The sequence below is a fragment of the Nesterenkonia sphaerica genome (assembly GCF_005771565.1).
In the GTDB taxonomy this organism is placed as follows: Bacteria; Actinomycetota; Actinomycetes; order Actinomycetales; family Micrococcaceae; genus Nesterenkonia; species Nesterenkonia sphaerica.
This window is the reverse complement of sequence record NZ_VAWA01000012.1, coordinates 1-11,566: the sequence shown is the minus strand read 5'-3', so window position 1 is coordinate 11,566 and position 11,566 is coordinate 1. Positions and strand designations below refer to the sequence as shown.

Genomic DNA, 11,566 nt, shown 5'->3' with positions numbered 1-11,566 from the left:
AAACCCCATCGAGGCACGCACCTATGACCAGACACTTCCTCACCGACTTGGACCTCAGCCCCGACGAGCTGCACCAGGTGCTGGGGCTTGCGGCGTGGATGCGCAAGCACCCGTACGCCGTCAAAGCACTCGCCGGACCGCAGACTGCGGCGGTGATCTTCGACAAGACCTCCACCCGGACGCGGGTGTCCTTCAGCGCCGGGATCGCGGCCCTGGGGGGACACCCGCTGGTGTTCAACCCCGGCGAGGCCCAGCTGGGCCACAAGGAGTCCATCTCGGACACCGCACGGGTCCTGGACCGGCAGGTCAGCCTCATCGTCTGGCGCACCTACGCCCACGCAGGCCTGGACGAGATGGCTCAGCACTCGCGGGTCCCCGTGATCAACTCCCTCTCGGACGACTTCCACCCCTGCCAGCTGCTGGCCGACCTGCTGACCCTCCGCGACCACCTCGGCCCGCTCCAGGGCAAGGTCCTGGCCTACCTGGGGGATGCGGCGAACAACATGGCCAACTCTTACCTGCTTGCCGGTGCCAATGCCGGAATGCACGTCCGGATCGCAGGCCCCGAAGGCTACCTCCCGGCCGCTGAGGTGGTCAGTGCCGCTCAGCAGCGGGCGCGCACCACGGGCGGCAGCGTCACGGTCACCACGGACCCGGCAGCGGCACTGGAAGCGGCCGACGCCGTGGCCACCGACACCTGGATCTCCATGGGCCAGGAGCACGAGGAGACTGCCCGCCGGGGACTCTTCGGTGACTACCAGCTCAACGCCCAGGCGCTGAGCCACGCCCACGACCACGCCGTGGTGCTGCACTGCCTGCCCGCGTTCCGTGGTGCGGAGATCACCGCTGAGGTGATCGACGGGCCACGGTCGGTGGTGTGGGAGGAGGCGGAGAACCGCCTGCACACGCAGAAGGCGCTCATGGCCTGGCTGCTGGTGGAATCCGGTCTCGCCGATCAGGACACGGTCCGTACAGTGCGGCAGGTGCAGGGCCAGTGACTCCGACCACCAAGACCGCCCGCCACGCCAAGATCCGTGAGCTGATCTCCCGCTCCTCAATCAAGTCCCAGGCCGAGCTAGCACGGGACTTGGCCGCCGAAGGCGTGCGGGTCACCCAGGGGACCCTGTCACGGGACCTGGTGGAGATCGGTGCGGCTCGGGTGCGCTCCGGCGACGGCGGCCTCATCTACGCGGTGCCCACCGAGGGCCACGACCGCGAATTCCAAGCTGACATCACCGAGACCTCCACCGCGAAGCTGGCCTCGCTGTGCCGGGACCTGCTGGTCTCCGCCGAAGCCAGCGCAAATCTTGTGGTGCTGCGCACCCCACCAGGTGCCGCGCAGTTCCTGGCCAGCGCGGTGGACCACGCGGCCTCACGGGACATTTTGGGCACCATTGCAGGCGACGACACCATTATGGTGATCGCCCAGGACCCCGACGGTGGCCAGCAGGTCGCCGACTACTTCACCGCGCTGGCCGAGTCCCGAGGCTGAGAGCTCACCCCCGGGGGTGTCGCTGGTGGCTCACGCCGTGTCCGGGCGCTGAGCGAAGAGGGCGCGCATCGCGTCGAGCCCGAACATCTCGGTCACGGCGTAGGCGTTCTGCTCGCCTTTGCGCGGGTCGGCCCCGGCGGCCAGCAGCTCTTCTGTGATGGCATGGTTCTGGCGGAACACCGCGCATCCCAGGGCCGTCTGGCCGCGATCGTTGACCCGGTCCGGATCGGCCCGGCGTTCCAACAACCCGCGCACCAGCTCCGCATGGCCGTTGTAGGCGGCCAGTATCAGCAGCGAATCACCGTGCGCGTTGGTGAGGTTGACCGGGACTCCCTGATCAACGAAGCCCAGCAGCTCACCAGTCTTCCCCGCGCGGGCGAGGTCGAGCATGGAGTGCAGAAACTCCACCTGTTCATCAGTCAGCTCTGGTGGTGGCCCAGCAGGCCGGTCATCTGCCATGGCACCACCTTACGCGGCCGCCGCCGCAGCCACGTGCGGGAGGCTTCTCCGCGCCCCACCATCAGGGTGTTGTTGAGGCGTCAGCCCTCCAGAGGCACCTGAAGATGCAACAACCGCCTGATGCGTCCAGAGTATGCCGTGGCGGCGACCCTGTTTACGATAAGTATGCAAAGGTATGTATATTTATGTAGAATGGGCGGCGAGCTAAGCCGATCCGACTTCATATCTAGGAGCATCAGTGACCGATCGTATTGTTCTTGCCTATTCGGGCGGACTTGACACTTCTGTAGCCATCGGCTGGATTGCTGAGGCCACCGGGGCCGAAGTTATTGCCGTGGCCGTCGACGTCGGGCAGGGCGGGGAATCCCTGGAGACGGTGCGCCAGCGCGCCCTGGACTGCGGCGCGGTGGAGGCTTACGTCGCTGACGCGCGCGACGAGTTCGCCGAGCAGTACTGCATGCCCACCCTCCGCGCCAATGGTCTCTACATGGACGCCTACCCGCTGGTCTCGGCCATCTCACGCCCGGTGATCTCCAAGCACCTGGTCGCCGCTGCCCAGCAGTTCGGGGCCACCACTGTGGCGCACGGGTGCACCGGCAAGGGCAACGACCAGGTCCGCTTTGAAGTCAGCATCCAGACCCTGGGCCCAGAGCTGAAGTGCATTGCCCCGGTGCGTGACCTCGCGCTGACCCGCGACAAAGCCATCGACTACGCCACAGCGCACGATCTTCCCATCGAGACCACCAAGAAGAACCCGTTCAGCATCGACCAGAATGTCTGGGGCCGGGCGGTGGAGACCGGCTTCCTGGAAGACATCTGGAACGGACCCACCAAAGACGTCTACGACTACACAGACGACCCGGCCTTCGCACCGGCTCCTGATGTAGTGACCATCACCTTCGACCAGGGAGTGCCGGTGGCCCTCGACGGCGAGACCGTCACTGCGCTGCAGGCCATTGAGCAGCTCAATCGCCGGGCCGGCGCCCAGGGTGTGGGACGGATCGATATCGTGGAGGACCGCCTGGTGGGCATCAAGTCCCGCGAGGTCTACGAAGCCCCCGGGGCCATGGCGATGATCGCCGCCCACCGGGAACTGGAGAACATCACCCTGGAGCGCGAGCAGGCCCGCTTCAAGAAGACAGTAGACCAGCGCTGGACTGAGCTGGTCTACGACGGCCAGTGGTTCTCCCCGCTGAAGGCCAACCTGGATGCCTTCATCGACGAGACCCAGAAGTACGTCTCCGGCGAGATCCGCCTGGAGCTCCACGCCGGACGTGCCACCGTGCTGGGCCGCCGGTCGGAGACCAGCCTCTACGACTTCAACCTCGCCACCTATGACACCGGCGACACCTTTGACCAGTCCAGCGCGCGCGGGTTCATCGACATCTACGGCCTCTCGGCCAAGACGGCCTCGCAGCGTGAAGAGCGGCTGCACGGCAAGCCTGACCTCTCCGGAGCCGGAGTCCAGAAGTAACCTCCGCACCAGCAGGTGTGGGGTGGGCCACGGGCGGCTCACCCCACAGCTATGCTGGCGGGGCAGCAGCTACGGCGAACGAGGAGTATCAATGACTGAGAAGCAGGGGACCAATCAGGGTTCCCTCTGGGGCGGCCGGTTTTCCTCCGGGCCTGCAGACGTGATGGCCGCACTGAGCAAGTCCACGCACTTTGACTGGAAGCTCGCCCCGTATGACATTTCCGGATCCAAGGCCCACGCTCGGGTGCTGCACCGGGCGGGGCTGCTCAGCCAGCAGGAGCTGGCGGCTATGCTCTCAGCCCTGGGCCGCCTCGCCGACGACGTCGACTCCGGCAGTTTCCAGCCCGCCGAGACCGATGAGGACGTCCACGGTGCTCTGGAGCGGGGACTGCTCGAGCGCGCAGGGGAGGACCTGGGCGGGAAGCTGCGGGCCGGCCGCTCCCGCAATGACCAGATCGCCACCATGGTCAGAATGTTTCTGCGCGACGCCTCCGCGCACATCATTGAGGGCGTCCTGGACGTCGTCGAGGCGCTCATCACTCAGGCCGAGCAGCACCCGGCGGCGCCGATGCCGGGCCGGACCCACCTCCAGCACGCCCAGCCGGTGCTGCTGGCCCACCACCTGTTGGCCCACGCCTGGCCCCTGCTGCGCGATGTGGAGCGACTGCAGGACCTCACCCGCCGGCTGGCTCACTCACCCTATGGGTCCGGGGCGTTGGCGGGATCGTCCCTGGGATTGGACCCCGCTCATGTGGCGGCAGAACTCGGATTTACCGGACCCGTGGAGAATTCGATCGACGGCACGGCCTCGCGCGACTTGGTGGCCGAGTTCACCTGGGTGACGGCCATGATCGGGGTCGACCTCTCGAGGATCAGCGAGGAGGTCATCCTCTGGGCCACCAAAGAGTTCGGCTTCGTCACCTTGGACGATGCCTACTCCACCGGCAGCTCGATCATGCCTCAGAAGAAGAATCCGGACATCGCCGAGCTGGCACGCGGCAAGGCCGGGCGGCTGATCGGCAACCTCACCGGGCTCTTGGCCACCCTCAAAGCACTGCCGCTGGCGTACAACCGTGACCTGCAAGAGGACAAGGAACCAGCATTCGACGCCGTGGACACCCTGGGACTGCTGCTGCCTGCAGTGGCCGGGATGATCGCGACGCTGACCTTTCACCCCGACCGGCTGGCCGAGCTGGCTCCGCAGGGATTCTCGCTGGCCACCGACGTCGCCGAGTGGCTGGTCCGGCAGGGCGTGCCCTTCCGGGTCGCCCACGAGGCCGCCGGTGCCTGTGTGCGCGCCTGCGAACAGCACCACCCGCCCAAGGAGCTACACGAGCTCACCGATGAGGAGCTCACCTCCATCCACCCGGCGCTGACTCCGGAGGTTCGGGAAGTGCTTTCGGTGCCCGGCTCACTTGCCTCCAGGGACGCAGTCGGCGGCACTGCGCCGGCGCGGGTGTCCGAACAGCTGGCGGCAGCCAAGCAGCGTGTCGCAGACTTCCGCTCAGCGTAGGCGGCGCCGGCTCTACCCCCTGCTGGGCGGGGCTGCGGCTGTGGGCGTCGTCGTGCTGATGATCCGGGCCTGCGGCGCTGACGGCGAGCCAGACTCGCCGCACCCCACAGAGCTGGGCTTCCCGCCAGCTCCGGAGCAGGAAGCGCCGATGCTCAGCCCAGACCCCGGCGAACCCGACGCCGTGCCCATCACAGAGCTGGTGGACCCGGAGTGGACCGAGCGCACCGCCGAGCAGAATCGGATTCCGCACCGCGCCATGGAAGCCTATGCAGGAGCCGCCGCCTACACCCAGCTGACCGACCCGGACTGTCAGCTGGGCTGGAACACCTTGGCCGGCATCGGCCAGGTGGAGTCTGTCCACGGGGCCTTCGGCGGCTCCACCGTGGGTGAGGACGGCGTCGTCGACCCTCCCATCATCGGTGTCGCGCTGGACGGCAGCGAGGGTGTGATGGAAATCCCCGACACCGACGGCGGCGAACTCGACGGTGACGACGAGTGGGACCGGGCAGTCGGCCCCATGCAGTTCATTCCCACCACCTGGCAGCGCTACGGCCAGGACGGGAACCTCTCCGGGGAGGCTGATATCCACCAGTACGACGACGCCGCCCTCGCCGCAGCCATATACCTGTGTGACAGTGGTGACGACCTCACCGACGACCGTGGGTGGAACGAGGCTGTGGCCGCCTACAACCAGTCGGTGGAATATGCTCACGACGTCGCCGACTACGCACAGCGCTATCTCAACGACGAATGAGGAGCACGCCCCCGCCATGCCCAAATACCGCGAACCTGCTTCCCGCGAGCCCAGTTCCCGGCAGCTCAGCGCCCTGTTTGACCAGCATCCGGTGGAGCTCGCGCCCCACTTGCTGGGCTGCGCCCTGACCGTCACCACGCAGGAGGGTTCGGTCACGGTGAAGCTCACCGAGGTGGAGGCCTACGGCGACCAGGGGGAGGACCCCGGTTCGCACGCCTTCCGCGGTCTGACAGCCCGCAACGCCACGCTGTTCGGTCCTCCGCGTCAGGCCTATGTCTACCGCAGCTACGGCATCCACCGCTGTCTGAACCTCGTGGCCGGAGCAGCCCAGGCCGGCGGGGTCCTGCTCCGCGCCGGGGAGGTCCTCCGCGGCAGGGAGCTGGCCGTGGCACGCCGGGGCGGAAAGGACACCGGCGCCAAGCTCCTCTCCGGACCCGGTCGGCTCGGTGAAGGCCTGGGTATCACGCTTCAGATGGACGGCACACCGGTCCGCCTCACTGACGCGCACCCCAGCCCCGCATCCGGCCCGGCTGGAGTGCGGATGGAGCTGACGCCTGCAGCGGCCCCACCGGCGGTGCTCTCCGGCCCCCGTGTCGGGGTCTCCGGTGCGGGCGGCAGCACAGAGTTCCCATGGCGCTTCTGGGTGGAGTCCGATCCCACGGTCTCGCAGTACCGACCCGGGAAGCGGCTGGCCTCGCCGCAGTAACTGTGACTGCGCCCCAGCGACTCCGCGGCGGCTCCACCACTCTGATCCCGGTGCGGACCCTTCCCCGAGCCCCACACCCGGGACTAACCTGAAAGCATGAGTGCAGAGCAGTGGGCCGCGGTGGACGACTATCTGGCGCAGAAGTTGGTGGATGAGGACCATGCGCTGCGCACTGCGCGGGAGAGCTCCAGCGACACGCTCTACCCCGGCATCGACGTCACTCCCACCATGGGTGGTTTCCTCGCGCTGCTGGTGCAGATCACCGGAGCGGTCCGCATCTTGGAGATCGGCACGCTGGCAGGCTATTCGGCGCTGTGGATGGCGCGGGCGGCCGGCCCCGGGGCCCGGGTGATCACCTGCGAGCTCGAAGAGCGCAATGCTGACATCGCCCAGGAGAACATTGACCGCGCCGGGCTCGGCGAGCAGATTCAGATCCTCCGGGGACCCGCCGCGGAGACAATGCAGTCCCTGATCAGCCAGGGAGCCGAACCGTTTGACCTGATCTTCATCGATGCTGACAAGAAGTCCAACCCCGACTACCTCGACGCTGCCCTCCAGCTGAGCCGCCCCGGCAGCGTCCTGGTCATCGACAACACTGTCCGCGGCGGCGCGGTGATTGATGCCTCCTCCCACGATCCCGACATCATCGGCACCCGCCGACTGATGGACAGAATCGCTTCCGACTCCCGGCTCACCGCCACCGCGCTGCAGACCGTGGGTTCCAAGGGATGGGACGGCTTCACCCTGCTGCGCCGCACCTGAGTCCCCGACCCGCAGACGGGTCATGATGTCCGCGCCGCGGAGAGTTCACCCCGGGGGAGTAGTATTGACTGATCGTTTTGACCAAAACGGGAGAGTCACGCCACCGGATGAGTGAATCGAAGACCACGGCAGCAGCGGCCAGCCAGAACGGGCCCAGCCAAGACAGGCCCGTCCAGAATGGGTCCAGCAACGACGGGCCCAGCCCTGCTCCGCATAACAGTGCGCCGAGTGAAGCGACACCGCTTCCTGCGATCGACGCTGGGATTGACCAGGAGCGCGAATACGTCGCTGCCCTCTACCGGCGGCTCGACCAACTGCGCGAGGAGAATCACCGGCAGCTGGCGAAGGTGCGCGCCACCGGTGCGGTCGGCACCATGCAGAACATCTCCGAACGCGACGCTTTCGCCACTATGTACGAGGACCGGCTTGCTCAGCTCAGCGCCGTTGACGACCGGCTTGTCTTCGGGCGCCTGGATCTGGACAACGGTGACTGCCGGTACATCGGCCGCATCGGCCTGACCTCGGAGGCCAGGCAGCGGCTGATGCTCGACTGGCGAGCACCTGAGGCCGGGGTGTTCTATCAGGCCACGGCATTCGATCGTCACGGGGTGCGCCGGCGCCGGCACCTGCTGCTGAAGCGCCGCTCCGTCCAGGGTCTGGAGGACGAGGTGCTCGATGCCACGGTGCTGGATGAAGGCACCGAGAACCACGGCGACGGCGCGCTGCTGGCAGCGCTGAAAGCCCGCCGCACCGGACAGATGGGCGATATCGTCGCCACCATCCAGTCCGAACAGGACGGCATCATCCGCGCCGACCGCTCCGGGGTGCTGGTGGTCCAAGGAGGGCCGGGTACTGGGAAGACCGCTGTGGCGCTGCACCGCGCGGCTTACCTGCTCTATGCCCACCGGGAGAGGCTGAAGTCGGCCGGGGTGCTGATAGTTGGGCCCAACTCCACGTTCATGTCCTACATCGAACGGGTGCTGCCGTCCCTGGGCGAAACCGGAGTGGTGATGTCGTCATTGGCGGATCTCTACCCAGGCGTGCGCAGTGTGGAGGAGCCCGATCCTCAGGTCGCCGAGCTCAAGGGACGATTGGACTGGGTCCAGATCATCGGGGAGGCCGTCGCCCACCGCCGCCGGAACATCCCCCAGCCCCGCGAGGTGGTGGTCGAGGGCGTGAAGGTCACCGTCACCCCGAAGATGGTCAAGCGCGGAATCGACCGCGCGAAAGCTACCGGGAAGGCCTACAACGAGGCACGCTCCACATTCGTCAAAGTCATGGTCAAGGAGATTGCGGAGAAGGTGGAACGTGTGCTGCAGCAGCGCTCGGCCGGCAACGATGCCGATCGCAGCTATCTGGCAGAAGATGTCCGGCAGTCCCGGGATGTTCGGGTGCTGCTGAACCTCTGCTGGATGCCTCGAACCCCGCAGGCCCTGCTCGAAGACCTGTTCGCCAAGCCTGATTACCTGGCCGACGTCGCTCCCGGACTCACCGCTGCCGAGCGTCAGCTGCTGCGCCGGGAACCGGGCAGCGCATTTACCGTTGCCGACGCCCCGCTGCTGGATGAGGCGGCCGAGCTGCTGGGCGAGCTGGACGAATCCGCCGGACGCGATGAGGCCCGGCGGAAGCACACCCGCGAGAAGGACCTTGAGAACGCGCGCAAAGCCGTGGAGAATGCCGCCCCCCAGCTGGAAGAAATGGGAATTGAGGGGTTCCTCGACGCTGAGGCGATTGCCGATCTCAACGCCGACCGCGGTGTCCGGATGACCGCTTCCGAGCGTGCCGGGGTCGACCGCACCTGGACCTACGGTCACATTGTGGTCGATGAGGCCCAGGAGCTCTCACCCATGCAGTGGCATGTGCTGATGCGCCGCTGCCCGCTGAAATCGTTTACCGCAGTCGGGGACATCGCTCAAGGCTCCTCAGCATCGGCTGCGCGCAGCTGGGAGGCGGCTTTCGCGCCCTTCGTCGGAGACCGCCTGCGTGTGGAAGAGCTCACCGTCAACTACCGCACCCCGCGGAACATCGTGCAGCTCGCCGAGCAGGTGGCAGCGGCCAACGGGCTGGAGATCACCTCGCTGCGCACGGTGCGGGAAGGGGACCACGAGCCGATTATTGAACATTGCGACGACGCCGCGGCGCTGGTACCGGCTGCCACCGAGGCTGTGGCCGCCGAGCACTCCAGACTCGGTGAGGGCATCATCGCTGTGATCGCGCCGGTGACTGAAATCGGAGCCCTGCGTCGGTCGCTGCAGGAGACGTTCGGCAAACGTGTGGGTACCGGCGCCGGATCGATGACCCAAGATGTCGTGGCGCTGACCGCAGATGAGGCAAAGGGCCTGGAGTTCGACGGCGTCGTGCTGGTGGAGCCAGCGGGACTGCTCCAGGAGGCCGGGGGGCGGGTCGGCAGTCTCTATGTGGCGATGACGCGCTCGACCCAATCGCTGCGCGTGATCACCTCCCGGAGTCTGCCCGCAGGGTTCTGAAGCATCGGGGGAATGTGTGCGGTAACGTACTTCAGGTGACCGAAAACAGCCAGAATCCCGCGCTCGCCGGGCAGCGCAACGACCCCAGCTTTGAGAACATCTACCAGGAACTCTCCTGGCGCGGACTGATCCACGTCTCCACCGATGCCCCCGCATTGGAGAGCGCGCTTGCCGGACCACCGCTGACGTATTACGCCGGATTCGACCCCACCGCCGCCTCCCTCCACTTGGGGCACCTGGTGCAGCTGCTGACAATGCGCCGGATTCAGCTTGCCGGGCATAAGCCGCTGGGCCTGGTCGGCGGAGCTACCGGGCTGATCGGTGATCCCCGCGAATCGGGGGAGCGGGTCCTCAACACCCCTGAGATCGTCGGCGAGTGGGTGCGCAGATTGCAGAACCAGGTGCGCCACTACGTGTCCATGGAGGGCGCGAACGGCGCGCAGCTGGTGAACAACCTCGACTGGTGGCAGGGCGTGGGCGCCCTGGAGATGCTCCGGGATATCGGCAAGCACTTCCGGGTCGGCACCATGATCAAGAAAGACATTGTCGCCAAGCGCCTGAACTCCGACGAGGGCATCTCCTACACGGAGTTCAGCTACCAGCTGCTGCAGGGTTACGACTTTCTGCGCCTGCATCAGGATTACGGATGCACCTTGCAGTTCGGGGGCTCCGACCAGTGGGGCAATCTGACTGCCGGCACAGAGCTGGTGCGCAAAGCGGCCAATGCACAGGTCCATGCGCTGGGCACTCCGCTGATCACCAACTCCGACGGCACCAAACTCGGCAAGTCGGAGGGTAACGCCATTTGGCTCGACGCCACTCTGTGCTCGCCCTATGCCTTCTATCAGTACTGGCTCAACACCGCTGACGCTGATGTGGTGGACCGCCTGAAGGTCTTCACCTTCAAGACCCGGGAGGAGATCCAGCAGCTCGCCGATGCAGTGCGGGAGGCGCCGTTCAGGCGCGAGGCTCAACGCGCCCTCGCCTGGGAGGTGACCTCCTTGGTGCACGGTGAGGCAGCCACCAGCAAAGTTATCGCCGCGGCCGAGGCGCTCTTCGGCAAGGGAGAGGTCTCAGAGATCGATGAGGCCACCCTCCAAGCCGTCGCCGCTGAGGTGCCCACTGCGCAGCTCAGCGCGGAGGACTCGACTCCGGTGGCCCTCCTGGCTGAGACCGGCCTGGTCAGCGGCCGCGGTGAAGCGCGCCGGGCCATTGAGCAGGGTGGGGCCTACATCAACAACGTCAAGGTCGAGGACGGACTCAGCCCTGTCCCGCAGGGCAATTGGCTGCACGGACGGTACCTCTTGATCCGGCGGGGGAAGAAGAATTTGGCGGTGGTCACTCGGGCTTGAGGAGGCCCAACTGACCCCCGCGGGCGGGCTTCAGGAGAGGCCTGAATCCTGTGGTGAGGGTCACCTCCAAGGAGTTTGCGCCGCCGCTGAGAGTGTGTGTAAAGTAATCTCCTGTGCCCGAGGGAAACCGAGGGTCACGAATCGGGGTGAATACCCCAAAACTACTCCTCCAGGAATCGGTCCTCGAGTGGTGCGCTTCAAACACAGAAGAAACACTGAGTTTGACAGCCGCAGCGGGAACCGGTAAGGTTGAGAAGTTGCTTCGGAGCGATCCAGAGGGAAGTTTCTTCTGGTGGTGCCGGGGTGTTTGTAGCTTGAGAACTCAATAGTGTGCCAAGTTTGTTGAAAACCAATTATTTATTTATTTGGTAACTGCAGGACGTGCACCCCCGTGTACGGATCTGCGGATTGCCAGATCAACTTTTCATTTTTTGATGGAGAGTTTGATCCTGGCTCAGGATGAACGCTGGCGGCGTGCTTAACACATGCAAGTCGAACGATGATGCTGGTGCTTGCACTGGTGGATTAGTGGCGAACGGGTGAGTATCACGTGAGTAACCTTCCCTTG

The 11,566-nt window shown here is 66.0% G+C and carries 10 protein-coding genes and 1 rRNA gene; 10 read left to right on the top strand and 1 reads right to left on the bottom strand.

Annotation, left to right across the window (positions count from 1 at the left end; all coding sequences use genetic code 11):
* The first annotated feature begins 23 nt into the window (after positions 1-23).
* Together argF and FEF27_RS09465 are read left to right on the top strand one after the other, a co-directional pair.
* On the top strand, positions 24-998 hold the full coding sequence (gene argF / locus FEF27_RS09470; protein WP_138170619.1) for an ornithine carbamoyltransferase: 975 nt from the start codon (positions 24-26) through the stop codon (positions 996-998).
* Entirely contained in the window at positions 995-1,492 is a 498-nt protein-coding gene (locus FEF27_RS09465; RefSeq protein WP_138170618.1) for an arginine repressor, read from the top strand. The genes argF and FEF27_RS09465 overlap by 4 nt, the downstream gene beginning before the upstream one ends.
* Before the next feature lie 30 nt (positions 1,493-1,522).
* Here the strand turns inward: FEF27_RS09465 and FEF27_RS09460 are convergent, their stop codons facing one another.
* Entirely contained in the window at positions 1,523-1,951 is a 429-nt protein-coding gene (locus FEF27_RS09460) for an ankyrin repeat domain-containing protein (RefSeq protein ID WP_138170617.1), read from the bottom strand.
* 238 nt (positions 1,952-2,189) lie between these two features.
* On the opposite strand from FEF27_RS09460, the gene FEF27_RS09455 reads away from it, so the two are divergent.
* From FEF27_RS09455 to FEF27_RS09420, 8 genes are all read left to right on the top strand, one after another.
* Positions 2,190-3,425, top strand: coding sequence for an argininosuccinate synthase (locus tag FEF27_RS09455; protein WP_138170616.1), 1,236 nt, complete (start codon positions 2,190-2,192; stop codon positions 3,423-3,425).
* A 91-nt stretch (positions 3,426-3,516) separates the two neighbouring features.
* Positions 3,517-4,938, top strand: a complete 1,422-nt coding sequence (gene argH / locus FEF27_RS09450) for an argininosuccinate lyase (protein ID WP_138170615.1) — start codon at positions 3,517-3,519, stop codon at positions 4,936-4,938.
* A complete protein-coding gene (locus tag FEF27_RS09445; RefSeq protein ID WP_243729185.1) occupies positions 4,913-5,692 on the top strand; it encodes a lytic transglycosylase domain-containing protein in 780 nt (259 codons plus the stop codon). The genes argH and FEF27_RS09445 overlap by 26 nt, the downstream gene beginning before the upstream one ends.
* A gap of 16 nt (positions 5,693-5,708) precedes the next feature.
* On the top strand, positions 5,709-6,398 hold the full coding sequence (locus FEF27_RS09440) for a DNA-3-methyladenine glycosylase (protein WP_138170614.1): 690 nt from the start codon (positions 5,709-5,711) through the stop codon (positions 6,396-6,398).
* Positions 6,399-6,494: 96 nt separating this feature from the next.
* Positions 6,495-7,160, top strand: coding sequence for an O-methyltransferase (locus FEF27_RS09435; RefSeq protein ID WP_138170613.1), 666 nt, complete (start codon positions 6,495-6,497; stop codon positions 7,158-7,160).
* A gap of 107 nt (positions 7,161-7,267) precedes the next feature.
* Positions 7,268-9,646, top strand: a complete 2,379-nt coding sequence (locus FEF27_RS09430) for a HelD family protein (RefSeq protein WP_138170612.1) — start codon at positions 7,268-7,270, stop codon at positions 9,644-9,646.
* A gap of 35 nt (positions 9,647-9,681) precedes the next feature.
* The gene (tyrS, locus tag FEF27_RS09425; RefSeq protein ID WP_138170611.1) at positions 9,682-10,998 is read left to right on the top strand and encodes a tyrosine--tRNA ligase; all 1,317 of its coding nucleotides are present in this window, start codon (positions 9,682-9,684) and stop codon (positions 10,996-10,998) included.
* Positions 10,999-11,429: 431 nt separating this feature from the next.
* Positions 11,430-11,566 (top strand): 16S ribosomal RNA (locus tag FEF27_RS09420); the annotation flags it as partial.

Bases quoted from the DNA above. Each gene is read 5' to 3' on its own strand.
- argF (WP_138170619.1), top strand. From the start codon at position 24: ATGACCAGACACTTCCTCACCGACTTGGACCTCAGCCCCGACGAGCTG.
- FEF27_RS09460 (WP_138170617.1), bottom strand. From the start codon at position 1,951: ATGGCAGATGACCGGCCTGCTGGGCCACCACCAGAGCTGACTGATGAA.
- argH (WP_138170615.1), top strand. From the start codon at position 3,517: ATGACTGAGAAGCAGGGGACCAATCAGGGTTCCCTCTGGGGCGGCCGG.
- FEF27_RS09440 (WP_138170614.1), top strand. From the start codon at position 5,709: ATGCCCAAATACCGCGAACCTGCTTCCCGCGAGCCCAGTTCCCGGCAG.
- FEF27_RS09435 (WP_138170613.1), top strand. From the start codon at position 6,495: ATGAGTGCAGAGCAGTGGGCCGCGGTGGACGACTATCTGGCGCAGAAG.
- FEF27_RS09430 (WP_138170612.1), top strand. From the start codon at position 7,268: ATGAGTGAATCGAAGACCACGGCAGCAGCGGCCAGCCAGAACGGGCCC.